The organism is Suttonella ornithocola, from assembly GCF_001889065.1.
Taxonomy (GTDB): Bacteria; Pseudomonadota; Gammaproteobacteria; order Cardiobacteriales; family Cardiobacteriaceae; genus Suttonella_A; species Suttonella_A ornithocola.
Genome location: NZ_LWHB01000119.1, coordinates 1 through 18690 on the forward strand (window position 1 = coordinate 1; position 18690 = coordinate 18690).

General features: G+C 38.7%; 17 protein-coding genes and 2 pseudogenes. 17 read left to right on the plus strand and 2 right to left on the minus strand.

Annotation, left to right across the window (positions count from 1 at the left end; genetic code table 11):
* Positions 1-394 (minus strand): annotated as a pseudogene (locus A5N85_RS09075) (transposase); the annotation flags it as partial.
* Positions 395-722: 328 nt separating this feature from the next.
* On the opposite strand from A5N85_RS09075, the gene mraZ reads away from it, so the two are divergent.
* The 16 genes from mraZ to lpxC are packed head-to-tail and all read left to right on the plus strand — an operon-like array spanning position 723 to position 18191.
* A complete protein-coding gene (gene mraZ / locus A5N85_RS09080) occupies positions 723-1178 on the plus strand; it encodes a division/cell wall cluster transcriptional repressor MraZ (protein WP_072576942.1) in 456 nt (151 codons plus the stop codon).
* Positions 1175-2098, plus strand: a complete 924-nt coding sequence (gene rsmH / locus A5N85_RS09085; protein WP_072576943.1) for a 16S rRNA (cytosine(1402)-N(4))-methyltransferase RsmH — start codon at positions 1175-1177, stop codon at positions 2096-2098. The genes mraZ and rsmH overlap by 4 nt, the downstream gene beginning before the upstream one ends.
* On the plus strand, positions 2095-2361 hold the full coding sequence (ftsL, locus tag A5N85_RS09090; RefSeq protein ID WP_072576944.1) for a cell division protein FtsL: 267 nt from the start codon (positions 2095-2097) through the stop codon (positions 2359-2361). The genes rsmH and ftsL overlap by 4 nt, the downstream gene beginning before the upstream one ends.
* Before the next feature lie 2 nt (positions 2362-2363).
* Positions 2364-4235 carry a peptidoglycan D,D-transpeptidase FtsI family protein gene (locus tag A5N85_RS09095; RefSeq protein ID WP_169818646.1) on the plus strand — a complete coding sequence of 624 codons (1872 nt, stop codon included), beginning with the start codon at positions 2364-2366 and terminating at the stop codon, positions 4233-4235.
* Positions 4222-5667 carry a UDP-N-acetylmuramoyl-L-alanyl-D-glutamate--2,6-diaminopimelate ligase gene (locus A5N85_RS09100; RefSeq protein WP_072576956.1) on the plus strand — a complete coding sequence of 482 codons (1446 nt, stop codon included), beginning with the start codon at positions 4222-4224 and terminating at the stop codon, positions 5665-5667. The genes A5N85_RS09095 and A5N85_RS09100 overlap by 14 nt, the downstream gene beginning before the upstream one ends.
* Positions 5652-7001 carry a UDP-N-acetylmuramoyl-tripeptide--D-alanyl-D-alanine ligase gene (locus A5N85_RS09105; RefSeq protein WP_072576946.1) on the plus strand — a complete coding sequence of 450 codons (1350 nt, stop codon included), beginning with the start codon at positions 5652-5654 and terminating at the stop codon, positions 6999-7001. Before A5N85_RS09100 ends, A5N85_RS09105 begins: the two co-directional genes overlap by 16 nt.
* 3 nt (positions 7002-7004) lie before the next feature.
* Complete coding sequence (mraY, locus tag A5N85_RS09110; protein ID WP_072576947.1) at positions 7005-8087, plus strand: phospho-N-acetylmuramoyl-pentapeptide-transferase; 1083 nt, start codon at positions 7005-7007, stop codon at positions 8085-8087.
* 16 nt (positions 8088-8103) lie between these two features.
* Positions 8104-9399, plus strand: coding sequence for a UDP-N-acetylmuramoyl-L-alanine--D-glutamate ligase (gene murD, locus A5N85_RS09115; RefSeq protein WP_072576948.1), 1296 nt, complete (start codon positions 8104-8106; stop codon positions 9397-9399).
* Entirely contained in the window at positions 9390-10592 is a 1203-nt protein-coding gene (ftsW, locus tag A5N85_RS09120; protein ID WP_084601727.1) for a putative lipid II flippase FtsW, read from the plus strand. The genes murD and ftsW overlap by 10 nt, the downstream gene beginning before the upstream one ends.
* Complete coding sequence (gene murG / locus A5N85_RS09125) at positions 10589-11683, plus strand: undecaprenyldiphospho-muramoylpentapeptide beta-N-acetylglucosaminyltransferase (protein ID WP_072576949.1); 1095 nt, start codon at positions 10589-10591, stop codon at positions 11681-11683. Before ftsW ends, murG begins: the two co-directional genes overlap by 4 nt.
* Positions 11683-13116, plus strand: coding sequence for a UDP-N-acetylmuramate--L-alanine ligase (gene murC, locus A5N85_RS09130; RefSeq protein ID WP_072576950.1), 1434 nt, complete (start codon positions 11683-11685; stop codon positions 13114-13116). The genes murG and murC overlap by 1 nt, the downstream gene beginning before the upstream one ends.
* A complete protein-coding gene (locus tag A5N85_RS09135; RefSeq protein WP_072576951.1) occupies positions 13113-14066 on the plus strand; it encodes a D-alanine--D-alanine ligase in 954 nt (317 codons plus the stop codon). The genes murC and A5N85_RS09135 overlap by 4 nt, the downstream gene beginning before the upstream one ends.
* Positions 14050-14868 (plus strand): cell division protein FtsQ/DivIB, encoded by an 819-nt coding sequence (locus A5N85_RS15190; RefSeq protein WP_072576952.1) that lies wholly within the window; start codon positions 14050-14052, stop codon positions 14866-14868. The genes A5N85_RS09135 and A5N85_RS15190 overlap by 17 nt, the downstream gene beginning before the upstream one ends.
* Positions 14865-16079 (plus strand): cell division protein FtsA, encoded by a 1215-nt coding sequence (gene ftsA / locus A5N85_RS09145; protein ID WP_072576953.1) that lies wholly within the window; start codon positions 14865-14867, stop codon positions 16077-16079. Before A5N85_RS15190 ends, ftsA begins: the two co-directional genes overlap by 4 nt.
* A 16-nt stretch (positions 16080-16095) precedes the next feature.
* Entirely contained in the window at positions 16096-17226 is a 1131-nt protein-coding gene (ftsZ, locus tag A5N85_RS09150; protein ID WP_072576954.1) for a cell division protein FtsZ, read from the plus strand.
* Between the two features lie 2 nt (positions 17227-17228).
* Entirely contained in the window at positions 17229-18191 is a 963-nt protein-coding gene (gene lpxC / locus A5N85_RS09155; RefSeq protein ID WP_072576955.1) for a UDP-3-O-acyl-N-acetylglucosamine deacetylase, read from the plus strand.
* A gap of 7 nt (positions 18192-18198) precedes the next feature.
* Here lpxC and A5N85_RS09160 read toward each other — a convergent pair.
* Positions 18199-18374: pseudogene (locus tag A5N85_RS09160) on the minus strand (IS1595 family transposase); the annotation flags it as partial.
* Between the two features lie 136 nt (positions 18375-18510).
* Between A5N85_RS09160 and A5N85_RS09165 the strand changes: the two are divergent.
* Positions 18511-18690: helix-turn-helix domain-containing protein (locus tag A5N85_RS09165; protein ID WP_143143240.1), on the plus strand; the 180-nt coding region annotated here is incomplete at its 3' end.

Genomic DNA, 18690 nt, shown 5'->3' on the forward strand with positions numbered 1-18690 from the left:
TGACACTATCAAGCGCTACTTTACCAAGAATAACACCTTGCAAGGTCTTTTTCTTACAGTCGGGAATGATCTCAGTATAGATACGACCTTGTCTTTCAAAGATACCAAAGACGGATTGTTTTAAAGTCCCACGACCACGTTTGAGCTTGTCATGATAATCCCTTTGACGCTTTGCGCCAAAATAGGATTCATTGATCTCAATTGAGCCATATAAAAGGTTTTTTGGTTTAGTTGATACTGATAAATTTCTTGGCGAAAGATAGCGTACCAGCGGTTAATGGTATTACGGTTTACATTCAGCAGAAGAGCTGTTTTGGTTGTGTCAATAGCAATACAAAAGCATTGCACAATTTTTTTTAAGCTTATATGTACTTAGTTTGCTGTTAGATTTCATTTTTCTAGACTAACAGATTATTCCTGCTACTCTAGAGCGAAAGTTAATTCCTAAAACTGTGGAAATAAAGTGAAGTTTTTAGCTATCTAGCCTTAAAAAAAAATATTTTTTGCTTATTTTTTATACATTAGAAATGTTTTTTTATATCCACTTTTTTACACTGATTAATTTAAAAAATCATTAAATTCTTAGTTTTTATAGAATCTCTATGACTTATAGATAACTATAAACCAAATTGTTTTTCGATAACACTACCTTTTAATTGAAAAAAAGTGAAAGCGATTTATAATGTGGGAAAAAGTGCAATGGATTGGAATTTTTCCCCATTATGTTTCGTGGAATTTATGAAATATCGCTAGATGCAAAAGGGCGCCTTTCGGTACCTTCAAAGCTGCGAACCATTTTGGAAGAAGAGTCCGATGGACAAGTAGTTTTAACAGCTGATTTGGATAAAAATTTATTGATTTATTTGTTATCTGATTGGCAGAAGGCATCAGCGAAACTAGAAAAATTATCTAGCATTGAAACACGCGCTAGGAATATTAAGCGTTTGTATCTTGGTCATGCTTGTGATTGCGAGCTAGATACAACAGGAAGAATTTTAATTCCGCCGATGCTGCGTAAGTTTGCAGGATTAGATAAGAAAGTTGTGTTAACAGGAATGGGAAATAAATTGGAGCTCTGGGATCAACAACGTTGGGATAGTCAAAATACTTTAGCAATGGAAATGTTATCTGCTGAAGATTTTGATTTTGGTCAATCGTTGGAGGAGTTATCTATATGACCATGCAGTCTCATATTTCTGTTTTGCTAGAAGAGTCTATAGAGGTGCTTTCTATTAAGCCTCAAGGGTGGTATTTAGATGCAACTTTTGGTAGAGGTGGACATAGCCAAGCAATTTTGAGGAATTTAGGTGAAGAAGGGCGACTTTACGCACTTGATAGAGATCCTCAGGCGGCTGAAGCAGCGCAAAAGATTGATGATAAAAGGTTTTATTTTGCAAAACGACCTTTTGGGGAAATGGAGAATGCTTTTTCGAGTATAGCAGAAGGGAGTTTAGATGGTATTCTTTTTGATTTAGGGGTTTCTTCTCCGCAGTTAGACCAAGCAGAAAGAGGTTTTTCTTTTTCTAAAGAAGGGCCGTTAGATATGCGTATGGATCCAACAATTGGTATGAGTGCACGAGATTGGCTTTTGCAAACCGATGAACAAACGTTAGCAAAAGTTATTAGAGATTTAGGTGGAGAACCTCATACCGTGGCTCAGCGTATTGCATATGCCATTATGAATGTTCGTGAACGATTAACAACAACAACAGATTTAGCAGATATTGTGGCACAAGCGATGCCAAAAAAGTTTTATAAACCGGGTTATCATCCAGCGACTCAGACTTTTCAAGCGATTCGAATGGTAGTCAATGATGAAATAGGTGAAATTCAGCATGGTTTAGAAGCGGCGGTGAAGCTATTAAAGGTTGGTGGGGTTTTAGCAGTGATTACCTTTCATGGATTAGAAGATGCTTTAGTTAAGCGTTTTATTCGTTCTAAGGAAGGGAAGGAATTACCGGCAGAAATTCCATTATCAGAGGGGCGGATAAATCAAGAATTAAAGTTGATTTCTCCAGTTATTAAGCCATCTGCACAAGCAGTTAGGGAAAATTCAAGGTGCAGGAGTGCACGTTTAAGAAGGGCTATAAAATTATGAAGTGGTTTGCTTTATTATTGGTGGTGTTATCAGCATTTGCTATAGTTAATGGGGTAAAAACAGCAGCTTATGCGCAAGATCATGCAAATTTGGTTTCTGAAGTTCAATCATTAAAGCTAGACAGAGATAAATTAAATTCGGATTGGACGCAATTATTGTTAGAACAAAAAACACTTGTTAATGATCATGCAATAGAAAAGGCAATCGCTGATGGATTAAATCTGCATATGCCATTGGCTAAGCAAGTTGTTTATTTGGATTGATTATGCCTCGTTCGGCAGCACCTTATGGGGAAAATAAACGGCTAACCTTTGTAATAGCAATATTGATAATTTGCTTTTTAGCATTAGTTGCTAGATTGGTTTATTTACAAGTTATTGTGCGTAATGATATGGTTTCGCGCGCAGATGGGCGTGCAGTACGTGCGGTTTATGAAAGTGCACTGCGCGGTATCATTATGGATAGAGAAGGAGAACCTTTGGCGGTAAGTTCTCCTGTTAGTTCTGTTGTCGCAAATCCTAAAGTTCTTCTGCAAACACTTCAAGGGGATTTTGACCGAGAAAAGGATGCTTGTGAACAGAATATAAATTTTAGTCAAGATTGCCATTGGATACTTGATAAGGCGATTGATGAAAAAGTTAGTTTTCTAAGATATCAGAAATTAAGGCTCTTGGATTTGTCAACAATTTTAAATATTCCGATTATAGAGTTAATTAACCGATTGGATGAGCGTTCTCAGCGGGGGTTTTATTATCTGAAAAGACAGCTATCGCCCGCTGATATGCAAGCTGTTGAAGCACTGAAGCTTCCAGGAATTACACGTGAAGATGGTTTTCAAAGGTTTTATCCTGACGGAGAACTCACAGGGCAAGTTCTTGGTTTTACAGGGATTGATGAGCATGGTCAGGAAGGTATTGAAAGGCAATATGATGACTGGCTGTCTGGGCAGAAAGGCAAAATGCTTGTTAGGACAAATGCTGGTAAGCGAGCGATTAGTATTATTGGGGAAGAAGTTGCTACTGCTCAAGGACAAAATTTGCAGTTATCTATTGATAAGCGTATTCAATATCTCATGCGACGAGAATTATTAGAAACGATGCATGAGTTTCGTGCAAAGTCAGTATCTGCTGTTATGGTAGATGTTAAATCTGGCGAGATTTTAGGCATGGTTTCTTTACCAGATGGAAATCCTAATAATCCTGTTGAGCGTGTTCCTGAACTAATGAAAAATCATGTGATTACAGATGTGTTTGAACCGGGTTCAGTGATTAAACCGGTCGCAATGGCAGCTGCTTTGGATGCAGGAGTCATTACAACTAGAACGATATTTCCTACCAGAGGAATTTATTCAATAGGTAAAAATGTCGTAAGAGATGTGCATAATTATGGTACTTTAGATTCTGTTGGCGTAATCCGAAAATCCTCTAATATTGGTATGGCTATGATTAGCCAAAAAATGCCCCGCCAAAAATATTATGATTTTATGAAACGTATGGGATTTGGTGGCTTATCTGGCGTTAATTTTCCCGGAGAGCAAACCGGTATATTGCGCAATCCTAAAAAAATGGGAGATTTCTCTTATGCAACAACATTTTTTGGCTATGGAATTTCAGCTTCTGCGTTACAAGTTGCACATGCATATGCTACGATTGCTAATCATGGCGTAAAACAACCTCTTACGTTAATTAAGCGAACAGTAGAAATTCCGGGTGAGCAGGTATTGTCACCAGAAGTTGCAAATGCTGTTTTAAAAATGATGGAAACAGTTGTGCAAGATGGTGGTACAGGAAAACGAGCCAATACGCAAAGTTATACGGTTGCTGGGAAAACAGGAACTTCCCATAAGGTAATCAATGGCGGTTATTCAAAAAATCGTTACAGAGGTTTATTTGCTGGCGTTGCTCCTGCAACTAATCCGAGAGTTTCTTTGGTGGTGGTTGTAGATGATCCAACAAGTGGCGCGTACTATGGTGGTTTAACGGCTGCGCCCGCCTTTTCTAGAATTATAGAAGCATCATTAAAAATTCTTGGTGTTCTTCCAGATAAAATTGATAAAAATGGAAAAGTTAATTTAGATATCGACAGAAGTATTTTTGAAGAAAGTGATTATGCGGGAGTTAGTGATGTTAAGCCTTAAAGATTGGCTAGCAACGATTGGTATGACAGTGAATAGTCAGCAATCGGTTAAAGCAATTGCGGTTGATTCCCGTGAATGTGACAAAGATACTTGGTGGCTTGCAGAAAAAGGTATTACACATCACGCTCTAGATTTTTATCAGTCAGATATGGCGTTTGCAGGAATCTTGTTTGAGCCTCCTTATGAAAATCCGCCGAAAGGTGCGATTGCTGTTCTAGATTTAAGCTCAAAAATTAGTCAATTAGCAGATGTTTTTTATCATCATCCTTCACAAAAATTGCGAATAATTGGTGTGACGGGAACAGACGGCAAATCTTCTTTGGTGCATTTTTTAGCTCAAGGGTTAGATGCTGCAATGTTAGGAACGATTGGTTATGGGCGTTTATCTCACTTGCAATCAGCTTCGCATACCACACCAAATGCTTTACATGTTCAATCTTTACTCAGTGATTTTGTAAGTAATGGTGCAAAAGTTGCAGCAATGGAAGTGTCTTCGCACGCGCTGATGCAGAATCGGGTTGCTGCTGTAACGTTTGATACCGCAGTTTTTACTAATTTAAGCCGAGACCATTTAGATTATCATCAAACAATGGAAGCTTATTTTCAAGCGAAAGCAAAATTATTTGCTTATCCATTGCGTCATGCAATTATCAATCTTGATGATAAGTATGGACAACGCCTAGTTGATGAAAAGTATATTCATTCTTCTGCTACTATTTGGGGGCTAACAAGCCAATTAAAAAAGAGACCTTCTAATATTCATCGGTTTCTTAGCGCAAAAAATATTCAATTATTAAATGATGGCATTGCTTTTACTTTAGAAGCAGATCATGAGTCGGTAAAAGTTCAGACACCTTTATTAGCACGTTTTAATATTGATAATTTACTCAATGTTGCGGCTTGTTTATTAAGTGGTGGCTTGAGTTTAATGCAAACAGCAGAGGTTTTGTCAAAGCTAAAGGGTGTTCCTGGAAGAGTGGAAAAGATTGCTTTGGGTAATAAGAAAAATGCGATTGTAGATTATGCGCATACAGCAGGTGCTATAGAGTCGGTACTCACGGGTATTCGTCCTCATGTTGCAGGAAAACTATGGTTAATTTTTGGCTGTGGTGGAGACAGGGATCGTGGAAAACGTCCTCTAATGGCTGCTTCTGCAGAAAAATTTGCAGATGAAATTGTGCTAACAGATGATAATCCTAGAACAGAGAATCCTAGTGAGATTATTAAAGATATGATAAGTGGGTTAGAACATCCAGAAAACGTCCATGTGGTTCAGCCGCGAGATGCCGCTATCTTTTATGTACTTGAGCGAATGAAAGCGGGAGATACCGTTTTAATTGCGGGTAAGGGGCATGAAGATTATCAAATTATTGGTAATCAAAAAACGCATTTTTCAGATCAGGAAACAGTACATAAATGGCTAAATCAATAAGACCTTGGCAAGCAAAAGAAATTGTAGAAATTGTTAAGGCTAAAGACTATTTTGGTGAACAAAATTGGGAAGCTTTAGAAGTTTCCACTGATACGCGCAATATTTCTAAAGGTGCATTGTTTATTGCGCTAAGGGGAGAAAATTTTAAAGGGGAAGATTTTTTAGCTCAAGCAAAAGAAAAAGCTGCTGTTGCGGCGATTGTTCAGGAAATCAATAGAGAAATTAGTTTACCTCAGATTGCTGTCGCATCTAGTTTACAAGCTTTAGCTGATTTAGCTATTGAAAGACGCCAACGCAGTCAAGCAATCGTTGTTGGTTTAACAGGTTCTAATGGTAAAACTAGCACAAAAGAAATGTTGGCAAGAATTTTTTCTCAGGCAGGTGAAACGCTTTTTACTGCTGGAAATTTAAATAACGATATTGGTGTACCGTTAACGTTATTGAGATTAAGAGATGAGCATCAGTTTGTCATTATTGAAATGGGTGCAAATCATCCCAGCGAAATTGCTTATCTTGCAAAAATCGCTCAACCTAATATTGCATTAGTGACCAATGTATCTGCCGCACATTTAGAAGGGTTTGGGTCTTTAGAAGGCGTAGCCCAAACGAAATCGGAATTATATAAGAATAGTCATGAAAAAATCGTCATTAATGTAGATTTGCCTTGGGCAAATGATTGGTTAGCTCAATATGAAAGTCGCCCTAAAAAAACCTTTTCTCTTAGAGGCAATGGCGATATTGTTCCAAGTTTTATATCTGATGATGGTCGGCATTTTGTTGTGAATATTGAAAATCAAAAAATGACGGTCGATTGGAATCTCTATGGTCGACATAATGTAGAGAACGCTTTAGCTGCTTGTGCGACAGCAATATTAGCAGGACTTTCAATAGAGCACATTTCAGCAGGTTTGAATGGCTTATCGTTGAAACAATCTCGTCTATCTGTATTTTCAGTTAATCAACATCGCATTTATGATGATACTTATAATGCGAATCCTGCTTCTTTTAAAGCAGGAATTGATGTATTGGCTAGTAGTACTGGTGGGGAAACGTTGGTCATCGCTGGTGCAATGGCTGAATTAGGAGAAAATAGCGCACAGCTGCATCAAGAAGTCACACAATACGCTAAGAAACAAGGTGTTACGCGTTTTTGGTCTTTAAATGCGAAAGACTATAATGCTGAAAATTTTACTTCTTTAGAGGCATTAGCTGAAGCATTGAAAAATTTATTAGCTTTAGAGTCTATGCAAATTATATTGGTAAAAGGTTCACGAAGTGCAGCGATGGAACGCGTATTTATCGCCGCAGATTTAGAAAAATATAGAAAAGGATAAAGCATGCTTTACGCTTTAGCTGAATGGCTGCAACAATATTTTACGCCATTAAATGCCTTAACGTATCTAACATCTCGAACTATTCTCGGTGCGTTAACAGCGTTGTTACTGAGTATTGGTTTGGGTAATAAGATGATTGATTGGTTGAAAGGAATGCAGATGGGGCAATTCGTCCGCAATGATGGTCCTAAAACGCATTTGAAGAAAGCAGGAACACCTACAATGGGTGGAGCTTTGATTATTTTTTCTATCGCTATTTCTATGTTGTTATGGGCGGATTTACGCATCTCTTATACATGGATTACGTTATTTACGCTCATGGGTTTTGGCGCGGTTGGCTGGACTGATGATTATCGAAAATTAGTTAAAAAGAATACGTTAGGATTAAGAGCAAAAGAGAAGTATTTTTGGCTGTCTGTTGTAGCGCTGGTTGTGGCTTTTTGGTTGTATTTTTTAGCTAAAACGCCGATTGAAACAAGCTTAATTGTTCCTTTTTTTAAGCATATTGAGTGGCAAATGGGGTGGCTGTTTATTCCTTTTGTCTATTTGGTTTTAACTGGTGCTAGTAATGCGGTTAATTTGACAGATGGTTTGGATGGATTGGCAATTATGCCTGTCGTATTAGTAGCAGGGGGATTAGGTGTTTTTGCTTATCTTTCGGGTAGCCCGAATTTTGCTTCTCACTTAAATATTCCAGTGATTCCAAATGCTGGAGAAGCAGGAGTCTTCTGTGCGGCGATTGCTGGAGCTGGTTTGGGCTTTTTGTGGTATAACGCGCATCCAGCTCAAGTATTTATGGGAGATGTTGGTGCTTTAAGTTTGGGCGCATCTTTAGGGACGGTGGCGGTTATCGTTCGTCAGGAGTTGGTCTTTGCAGTGATGGGTGGCATTTTTGTTGCTGAGGCATTATCAGTAATGGCACAAGTAGGTTCGTATAAATATCGTGGTAAGCGTGTTTTACGTATGGCACCATTGCATCACCATTTTGAACTCGGTGGTTGGCCAGAAACAAGAGTGACAATTCGATTTTGGATTATTACGGTTGTATTAGTTCTAATTGGGTTATCTACTTTAAAATTACGCTAGATTCAATAGAATGAATATGTTAGAAAAATTAAAAGAATTATCACTGGCTGAACCTATTGCGGTTGTGGGGATGGGCGCTTCAGGAAGGTCAGCATTGCGATTTTTACAAGAAGCTGGATATGAAGTGGTTGGAGTAGATGAGCGTGTACAAACAAATGTCACAACCATTTCTTTAACAGATAAAAAGCGCTTAGAGCAATATGCAACTTTAGTAGTTAGTCCTGGTGTCGATCGTCGAAAAGCAGCCATTCGTCATAGTCAGGCAAAAGTGATTAATGATATTGAGTTATTTGCTCGTTTGGCAGAAAAACCAATTGCAGCAGTTACAGGTTCTAATGGAAAATCAACAGTGGTCACGATGCTGGCAGAGGTATTGCAAGCGCAGGGACTATCCGTTCGCTTATGTGGCAATATCGGTCGTCCAGTTTTAGAGGCTTTATTTGATGCGCCAGAAGAAACGGATGTCTATGTTTTAGAACTTTCAAGCTATCAGTTAGAAATATGCCCAAGTTTTCATGCGGATGTAGGGGCAGTTTTAAATGTCAGTCCAGATCATTTGGACAGATATGATAGTTATCAAGACTATGTTGCGGCAAAAGCACATTTGGCAGCCGCTTCAGATGTTTGTATTTTGAATGGAGATGATGTTGCTTGTGTAGAAATGGCTGCTTTAGCAAAGCAAGCGATTTTTTATAGTATGAACGGTGCAAATCGTGTTGAGGGAGAACATATTTTTATCTCAGATTCGCCAGTTTTATCTACAGCTGCATTATCAGTTCATGGCATGCATAATTTTTTTAATGCTTTGACCACATTATTAATGGCACAGGCTTTAGGCGTGATACCTGAAAAAGCAGCGAAAGCTTTAATGTTATTTAGAGGATTACCTCATCGGATGCGATTAGTTTCAGAAGAGAATGGGGTCAAGTGGCTAGATGATTCTAAAGCAACCAATATTGGTGCAACAGCAGCAGCATTATCCGGTATTACAGCGCCCACTTGGCTAATTGTAGGCGGTGTTGGGAAAAATCAAGATTTTAGTGAGTTAGCTAAAATTATTTTACAGTCCTGTGTTAAGCGAGTATTGATGATTGGTGTAGATAATCGTGATATGCAAGCTGCTTTTGATGCTGAGGGGGTTGTTTATACTGTATGTGGTGAAATGAATCACGCAGTTTCTTTAGCAAGAAAGGAAGCGTTATCAGGGGATTGGGTGTTGCTTTCACCTGCAACTGCGAGTTTTGACCAATTTAATGGGTATGCAGAGCGGGGAGAATGTTTTGCTTATGAGGTGACTTCATCATGTCGGTGAATACTCGGATTAAAGATCCTGTTGCAGATTTTCATCGCAGTCAAGCTAAACATGTTACTCGTTGGCATAATGTTTCATTTCCAGATATATGGCTATTATTTGCTTTAATGACATTAGTAACCATAGGGATGGTAATGGTCACTTCTGCTTCAACGCCTATTGCGTTACAAAGTGGGGCAGAGAAATTATATTTTGTAAAAAGACAGGGTATTTTTTACGGAGTGTCATTTATTTGTGCTTATATTGCTTTTTCACAACCGGTAAATACTTTTTTTAAACACGCAGATAAGATATTGATTCTTTCTATCATTATGTTGTTTCTTGTTTTTATGCCCGGAATTGGCTATGCGGCAAATGGCGCACATCGTTGGTTGAATTTAGGTCCGATTAAGCTTCAATCTGGAGAAGTTGCAAAATTAGCCGTTATTCTTTATGCCGCCGCTTTTTTAACTAAAAATCGTATTAAATTAGAACATTCTTGGACGCCGGTATTTTTATTATTATTAGTAGGAGCAGCTTTTTCTGCGTTATTATTGAAACAACCAGATTTTGGTACAACAGCAGTAATATTGACAACATTACTGGGAATGATGTTTTTAGCAGGCATCCCTTTAGGACGTTTTTTAGTATTGGGTGCGGTTGCGGTAACAGCAATGGGATTTATTTTGGTTGCTGCACCTTATCGAGTAAAGCGTTTAATTATGTTTTTAGACCCTTTTAAGTATCAATATGATGAAGGTTATCAGCTGGCTAATTCCTTAGTTGCTATTGGACGAGGTGGCATTCATGGTGTCGGCTTAGGAGACAGTGTTTTTAAACATCAGTTTGTTCCTGAAGCGCATACGGATTTTATTTTTTCGATTATTGCTGAAGAGCTTGGGTTAATTGGTTCGCTTATTGTTATGAGTATTTATACCCTATTGATTTGGCGAGCTTTTATGATAGGTCAGTTGGCTGATCGCGTTCGTAAACGTTTTCATGCGTATGTTGCTTATGGAATTGGTTTATGGATTGGTATACAAACATTAATTAATATGGGTGTGGTGACAGGAGTGTTGCCAACAAAAGGACTAACTTTACCACTGATTAGCTATGGTGGAAGTTCTTTGATGATTACAGGGATTGCTTTAGGGATTTTAGCGAGAGTTGATGGAGAAGCGCGTTTTCAAGCAAAACGAGAGGGGATATTATGAGAAGCGTTTGGCAAGGCAAAACGGTTTTAATGATGGCAGGTGGTACAGGCGGTCATGTTTATCCTGCTTTAGCTGTTGCGCGAGCAGCACGAGAGAAAGGCGCAGTCATTCATTGGCTAGGAAATAAGGAAGGTTTTGAGGGGAAAAAGGTATCGGAAGCAGGATTTGAGTTGCATGATATTGCTGTCCGTGGCTTAAGAGGCAAGGGACTATTAGGATGGTTAAAAGCACCATTTATGGTGTATCGCGCAAGAGCCAGAGCCAAATCAGTTATGAAGGAAATTCAACCTGATGTTGTAATCGGAATGGGGGGATTTGTATCTGGTCCTGGAGGTTTGGCAGCAAAAGCTTTAGGTATTCCACTGGTGATTCATGAGCAAAATGCTGTGATGGGAATGACTAATACATGGTTAGCAAAGTTTGCAGATAAGGTGTTACTTGCTGATGATAGAGCAGCCAATAAGTTATCAAGCGGAAAATCTTATGTTTTAACGGGTAATCCTGTTCGTTCAGATATTGCTGCGGTAGCTGCACCTTCCAAACGCTATCCTTTTCATTATGGTTCGATAAAGTTACTAGTATTAGGGGGAAGTCAGGGAGCGAGTGCGATTAATACTTTAGTGCCACAGGCATTGGCTTTATTACCGGAAAGACAACGTCCAACAGTTTTACATCAATGCGGAGAACGTTGGTTAAAAGAAACAGAAAGATGTTATGCCGATTTGGGGATTAGAGCAAAAGTAGTCGCTTTTATTGATGATATGGCAGAAGCATATGGTAATTCAGATTGGGTAATTGCACGTTCTGGTGCATTAACAGTAGCGGAAATTGCTACTGTAGGTTTACCAGCAATTTTTATTCCTTTTCCCCATGCGGTAGATGACCATCAAACAATGAATGCACAACAGTTAGCAGAAGCAGGTGCAGCCAGTGTGATTGCGCAATCTGAGTTAACAGCAGAGAAATTAGCAAAGTTGATTGCAGAGCGCGATTTAAGAACAGATTTAGCAGAACAGGCTAAAAAGGCTTATCAATGTTCTCATAGACAAGCATTAGATAAAATTTTGTCTGAAATTGAGGAAATTCTTTAATGAAAGCAGCGGATATTCATTTCGGACGTATTGAACGTCGTCAAATGCGCCGAGTCAAAAATGTATTTTTTGTGGGAATCGGTGGCGTTGGAATGAGCGGCATTGCTGAGGTGCTACTGAATTTAGGCTACGAAGTAAGTGGCTCTGATATGAAATCATCCGCAATTACGCAACGGTTAGAATCAAAAGGCGCTAAAATTTTTATCGGGCATGCCGCAGAAAATGTTATAGATGCCGATGTCGTAGTGACATCTTCGGCAATTAGTCGTAGTAATCCTGAAATATTGCAAGCGAGAGAATTAGGAATTCCAGTTATCCGTCGCGCGGAAATGTTAGCAGAGTTAATGCGTTTTCGATTTGGTATTGCTATTGCGGGTACACATGGAAAAACCACAACAACGAGTTTAACAGCCTCTATTTTGACTGATGCGGGGCTTGATCCAACTTTTGTTATCGGTGGTGTATTGACTTCAGCAGGCAGTAATGCACGCTTAGGTGAAGGGCAATATTTAGTCGCAGAAGCCGATGAATCGGATACGTCTTTTTGGTTATTACAACCAATGATTTCAATTGTTACTAATATTGATGCGGATCATTTGGAGAATTATGAAGGTAGTTACGAAACACTAAAAGAAGGATTTGTTCGTTTCCTGCACAATCTCCCTTTCTATGGTTTAGCGGTAATGTGCATTGATGATCCAGGCGTACAAGCAATTATGCCAGATGTTGGGCGACCCGTAAGAACGTATGGTTTTAGTAAGGAAGCAGATGTTAGAGCGATAAATGTTCGTCAGACAGGAATGCAAATGCATTTTGATGTGATTGATGATAATACCAATCAAACTTTTTCTGTTGTATTGAATATGCCGGGTAAACACAATGTATTAAATGCATTGGCAGCAATTATTGTAGGTGAGGAGCTTGGGCTAGATAGAGAAGCAATTATTAAAGGGTTGTCGCAATTTTTTGGCGTTGGACGGCGATTTACTTATCATGGGCGCATTAAGCACGCCTTTGGAGAAGCAGATATTTTTGAAGATTATGGTCATCATCCAAGTGAAATTCGTGCAGTTTTAGCGGCTGCTAAGGAAGGATTTACAGGGCGACGTGTTGTCCCGGTTTTCCAGCCTCATCGTTTTACTCGAACCAGAGATTTATTAGATGACTTTGCTGAAGTATTATCAGAGTGTGATACGTTAATTCTCACGGAGGTTTATTCTGCAGGAGAAACGCCTATTGTCGGTGCAGATAGCCGAGATTTAGCTAGAGCGATTAGAGGACATGGTCGAGTTGATCCCGTTTTTATTGCAGATAAAACACGAATTATTGAACACTTAAAAAATAATTTGCTTCAAGAAAATGATGTAGTGATTTTTTTAGGAGCAGGGGATATTGGACGTTTAGCAAAAGAAATGGTAGAGGAGTCAAAATGAACCCATCAATGTTTGGAAAAGTGGCTGTGCTTTATGGTGGGGATTCAGCAGAGAGAGAGGTTTCTTTGCAAAGTGGTGTTGCCGTTCATCAGGCGCTTTTAAGTCGTCAAGTTGATGCGCATTTAGTCGATACTCGTGATCATGAAGCTGTTCTATCATTAAAGAAAAATGGTTTTTCTAGAGCGTTTGTTATGTTACATGGTCGTGGCGGAGAGGACGGGCAAATTCAAGGCGTTTTAGAATGGCTAGGTTTACCCTATACTGGTAGTGGGATTATGGCTTGTGCCATTGCTATGGATAAGGTGATGACAAAACAGGTATGGGCGGCAAATGGATTACCAGTTTTAAAAGATCAGTTGGTAACCGCACAAACGCAATATGATGACTTGGTTGAAGCTTTAGGTAGTGATATTTTGGCGATTAAACCTTCTTTAGAGGGGTCTAGCGTTGGAATTAGTCGAGTAACAGATGAAGCTTCTTTTAAAGAAGCACTTCTAAAAGCAGGTGTTGATAAGCAGGCTGTTATGGCAGAACCATGGATTACTGGCCGTGAACTAACATGCGGAATTGTATGTGATAAGTTGCTACCAAGTATAGAAATTATCGCAAGTAGCGATCATAGCTTTTATGACTATGAGGCAAAATATTTGGCCGATGATACACGTTATCTTTGTCCAGCACCTATCTCCGAAACGCTAGAGAAGCAGTTGCAAGAAATGACAGAAAAAGCTTTTCGTGTTCTAGGCTGTAGTGGCTGGGGAAGGGTAGATTATTTGTTGGATCAAAATAACCGTCTTTGGTTATTAGAAATCAATCTCTCACCCGGAATGACTTCTCATTCTCTTATTCCTCAAGCGGCTGCAAAAGCGGGGATGAGTTTTTCGGATGCGGTTATTTCAGTTTTATCAACTACCTATAAAAAACAGGTGGATAATGCGAATTGCTGTTAGCCGTCCACCGCGTAAAGTTTCCGTCGTTAAGCGGCAACAACGTTCATTGGCAAAACAGTTATTGGCTTCTATTGGAGAAGCAGTATTGGCATTGTTATTACTTAGTGCAATTTTATTAGCCGGTTGGATGACTTATAAGCGATTGACACAAAATGCTTTCTTTCCTTTAAAAAGAGTCGTTCTTGAACGTCCTTTAATTTATGCTGATCCATTAACAATTACAGATACCGTTCGTAGTTATGGTAGAGCTGATATGTTACATATCGATGTTCAGGCATTAGCCACACAAATTGATCAAATGGATTGGGTGAAATCTGTAATAGTTAGTAAGCAATGGCCTGATGCTATTAAGGTTAATGTTCAAGAAAGAGTACCGATTTTACGTTGGGGAAAAGGAGACTTTTTAGATACGGATGCTGTGCATTTTCATTTGCCTGATGCGCCAGCCTTAACAAAGTTATTTGCTGTAGAAGGACCAGAGGGAACTGAAAAATCGGTTCTTGAAATGTATAGGCGTATCAATCCATGGTTAAGAGAGCAAGGTGTAGAGCTGTTGTCTCTAACTCTAGATCCACGCTTAATTTGGCATGTACGAATTGCTCCCGGTATTGATGTCTTATTAGGTAGAGATGAATTAAATGAGCGACTGAAAAAGCTAGTGATTGTTAATCGTAAAATTCTCTCAAAGTATGGTAAATATATTGCCTCTTTGGATTTACGCTATCAAGAAGGATTTTCTGTTCGTTGGAAACCCGGGGTTAAACCCGCAGAAATTGATAATAATAAGAAGGTAAGCAGATGAAACCAGATGCTATTCAAGCTGTTATAGATGCGGGGAGTTCACAAATTCGTGTGATTGTGGCTCAAAAAGAAGAGAATCAACCTTTAGAAATTATTGGGTGTGGTGTTGTTAATACCGCTTCTATTAAAAATGGCTTAGTTAGTGATATTGCAGCAACTGCTAAAGCCATTCGGCAGGCGATTGATGAAGCAGAGCAACAATCAGGATTTGAAATACGAAATGTGGATGCAGCAATTGGTGGTGAGCAGGTTTCTGGAATGAATAGTGTCGCAGATTGCGCTATTCCAACAGGTAAAATCCGTAGTGATGAAATTAGTCGGCTTATTCTACAAGCTCGCCAAAAAATAAGTGATGAAAATTATCAAATTTTACATATTTTAGAGCAACAATATCAAGTAGATGAGTATTCTGGCATTGATGAACCTATTGGTATGGTAGCGGATAAATTATCCGCTCATTTGCATATTTTACGCGTGAGAAAAAATAATGCAGAAAATTTAAAACGAGCAATTGAGGCAGCCGGTATTGGCATCAATGCATTAGTTTTTTCAGGTTTGGCTTCTTCTTATGCGGCTACTACTAAAGAAGAACGGGAAATGGGCGTATGTGTGTTAGATATTGGTGCAGATACTAGTAATTTCATGGCATGGTATGAACATCGACCACTTTATAGCGGCGGTTTAAACATTGGTGGTGAATGGGTATCTAGTGATTTAGCAACGACATTTACGACACCTCGTCAATTTGCAGAGATAATTAAGTGCCAGCAAGGTGCTATTCGCTTATCTATAATGAAATCTGAATGGGTGAATTTACCAAGCACAGGATTACGTCCTTCTAGGCAAGTTGCTAGTGCTGATGTTGTCAAAGTTATTACAGCTAGGTATGAAGAAATATTTGCGCAGCTAGAAAAAGCGCTACATCGGCAAGGAATGCGTAGAATGAGTGAGGGTGGTTTAGTATTGACAGGAGGAGCTGCGCAAATTCCCGGATTGGCTGCTTATGTAACAGAAGAATTTTCTATTCCAGTAAGAATCGCACGCCCAGAGCAAATTGCAAATTTGCCAGATCATCTACAGTATGACCCTAGTATGATGACCAGTTTAGGGATGCTTAAATTATTATATGAACCAATTGCTGATCATGTGTGGGCGAAGCCACCAAAAAAAGGTATAATTACACGATTAAGCAGTATGTTCTCACGCTCTTAGCCCTCGGAGGAAGCGAATGGCATTTGAATTATTAGACGAACAAGATATCTCTCCACAAGTACTAATCAAAGTTATTGGTGTTGGAGGGGGCGGTTGTAACGCCGTAAAACAAATGATGGATTTTGACCTCGAAGGTGTAGAACTCATTTGTGCTAACACAGATATGCAGGTATTAAATAATAGTCCTATTCCAAATAAACTACAGTTAGGCGTCCATACAACGCGTGGTATGGGAGCAGGCTCTAAACCTGAAATAGGACGTAAAGCAGCTGAAGAGGATAGCGATCGTATTCGTGAAATACTCTCTGGCGCAGATATGGTTTTTATTGCTGCTGGAATGGGAGGAGGAACAGGGACCGGTGCAGCTCCCGTTATTTCAAGTATTGCAAGAGAAATGGGAATTTTAACGGTTGCCATTGTCACCAAACCTTTTTCTTATGAAGGTGCTAAACGAATGAGAATGGCAGAGCAAGGCTTAGAAGTTCTCAAAGAAGAAGTCGATTGCTTAATCATTATTCCTAATGATCGCATTAGCGACATTATGGATGAAGAAATTACCATTGAAAATGCTTTTAAAATTGTTGATGGCGTTTTAAAAGATGGTGTTCAAGGAATTGCGAATGTTATTCAAAGAGAAGGACTTATCAATACGGATTTAGAAGACGTTAAGACAATTATGTCTGAACGTGGTATTGGTATCATGGGTACAGGTGAAGCTAAAGGCGAAGATCGTGCAAGAACTGCAACAGAAAAAGCAATTTCATCACCACTGCTTGAAAATATTGATTTATCCTCAGCTCGCGGATTATTAGTCAACGTATCTGCTAGTCGTAGCGTAAAAATGTCTGAATATAATACGGTTGGTCAATTAATATCAGAGCTAATTGATGAAGATAGAGTTAATGCAAAACTTGGTTTACTGATTGATGAAGATCTTGGCGATACTTTAAGAGTAACTGTTATTGCAACGGGCATTGATTCAAGCGAAAATCAAGAAGAAGAAAGTGAAGAGGAAATTCCTGATTTATTAGGTACCATTAGCAATAAACCTAATAATGAAAAACAAACAGATAAGGCAGGACAAAAAGGAGATGGTTATTTAGATAATCTAAATATTCCAGCTATTTTACGTCGTAGAGTAAAATAATTATGGCACGCCAACGTACAATTAAGCGAGAAGTAAAGGGTTCAGGTATTGGTGTTCATAGTGGAAATCAATGTGATATCCATTTCTTACCTGCTCCTGTTGGTACAGGAATTGTTTTTCGACGTATAGATTTAAATCCTTATGTTGAGATTCCAGTGAGTGCAACTGATGTACATGATACGTTGTTATGTACGGCTATGATTGTTGATGGTGTACGAATCGCTACTGTTGAGCATTTAATGTCAGCACTGGCAGGGTTAGGAATTGATAATCTTTATATTGACTTAAATTCTCCAGAAGTGCCTATAATGGATGGAAGTGCAGCTCCTTTTATTTACTTGTTACAACAAGCAGGTATTCGAGAACAAGATGCTGCCAAGCGTTTTATTTGTATTGATGAAGCAATTGAAGTTAGAGATGGCGATAAATGGGCGCGTATTATTCCTTTTAATGGTTATCGATTAGATTTTACTATTGCTTTTAATCATCCTGTTTTCCGACATCGAGGCTCACATTTTCGTTTAAATTTTTCTACGCAAACTTATATTCGAGAAATTAGTCGCGCAAGGACTTTTGGGTTTTTGAGAGATATTGAATATTTGCAGAGTAATGGTTTAGCATTAGGCGGTAGTCTTGATAATGCGGTTGTTGTTGATGATTACCGCATAATGAATGAGCAAGGTTTACGTTTTGATGATGAATTTGTCCGACATAAGTTATTAGATGCTATTGGAGATCTATATATGCTTGGTGCGCCTATTATTGGTTGGTATCAAGGATATAAATCAGGACATGATTTAAATAATAAGCTATGTCATGCTGTGCTAGCGAATCAAGAGCAATGGCATTGGCAGATTATTGATAATGAGAGTAAAAATTTTTTAGATTATGATACTTTTTATAATAGCTCGATAATCTTAGAACCTGTATTCATAAATACAACTAAAATATTGGGGCTGAAATAGATTAGCATTAAATTTTACACCGTTTCCGCAGGATTTTAAGCTGCTGAGATGATATCCCATAGGTGAACCGAACTCACATTCATTCAAAAATAAAGAAAACGATTTGCGATCAATGCCATTATCTTTTATCAGTTCCCGCTTTGCCTGATTCCAAAAATTTTCAATCTTATTAATATGATTTTTTTATTCGGTAAAATATAGTAGGGTTCCCAAAAAATGCATACAACGTTATAGTAAAATCACTTATAATCCAATTTATCCAAAACAGATATAAAAACAACTTGTAGTAGAATTATCAAAAACAAACTGAGCATATCCTATGACCTACTGCAGCCAATTCCGACAGAAAATTCTTAACGATATTGCTAATGGAGAAACTTGGCGCGCTGTTGCAAAGCGCTACAAAATCAGCAAATTCACCGTCTATAGCTGGATTAAAAATCCCCATCCTAAAGGCTTTACTGAGCGTAAGCCCTCAAAGATTGATGATGAAGCCTTG

Coding starts and splice junctions, on each gene's coding strand:
- mraY (WP_072576947.1), top strand. CDS start 7,005: ATGCTTTACGCTTTAGCTGAATGGCTGCAACAATATTTTACGCCATTA.
- ftsZ (WP_072576954.1), top strand. CDS start 16,096: ATGGCATTTGAATTATTAGACGAACAAGATATCTCTCCACAAGTACTA.
- murD (WP_072576948.1), top strand. CDS start 8,104: ATGTTAGAAAAATTAAAAGAATTATCACTGGCTGAACCTATTGCGGTT.
- murC (WP_072576950.1), top strand. CDS start 11,683: ATGAAAGCAGCGGATATTCATTTCGGACGTATTGAACGTCGTCAAATG.
- A5N85_RS09135 (WP_072576951.1), top strand. CDS start 13,113: ATGAACCCATCAATGTTTGGAAAAGTGGCTGTGCTTTATGGTGGGGAT.
- ftsA (WP_072576953.1), top strand. CDS start 14,865: ATGAAACCAGATGCTATTCAAGCTGTTATAGATGCGGGGAGTTCACAA.
- A5N85_RS09100 (WP_072576956.1), top strand. CDS start 4,222: ATGTTAAGCCTTAAAGATTGGCTAGCAACGATTGGTATGACAGTGAAT.
- A5N85_RS09095 (WP_169818646.1), top strand. CDS start 2,364: ATGCCTCGTTCGGCAGCACCTTATGGGGAAAATAAACGGCTAACCTTT.
- ftsW (WP_084601727.1), top strand. CDS start 9,390: ATGTCGGTGAATACTCGGATTAAAGATCCTGTTGCAGATTTTCATCGC.
- murG (WP_072576949.1), top strand. CDS start 10,589: ATGAGAAGCGTTTGGCAAGGCAAAACGGTTTTAATGATGGCAGGTGGT.
- ftsL (WP_072576944.1), top strand. CDS start 2,095: ATGAAGTGGTTTGCTTTATTATTGGTGGTGTTATCAGCATTTGCTATA.
- A5N85_RS15190 (WP_072576952.1), top strand. CDS start 14,050: ATGCGAATTGCTGTTAGCCGTCCACCGCGTAAAGTTTCCGTCGTTAAG.
- mraZ (WP_072576942.1), top strand. CDS start 723: ATGTTTCGTGGAATTTATGAAATATCGCTAGATGCAAAAGGGCGCCTT.
- A5N85_RS09105 (WP_072576946.1), top strand. CDS start 5,652: ATGGCTAAATCAATAAGACCTTGGCAAGCAAAAGAAATTGTAGAAATT.
- rsmH (WP_072576943.1), top strand. CDS start 1,175: ATGACCATGCAGTCTCATATTTCTGTTTTGCTAGAAGAGTCTATAGAG.
- lpxC (WP_072576955.1), top strand. CDS start 17,229: ATGGCACGCCAACGTACAATTAAGCGAGAAGTAAAGGGTTCAGGTATT.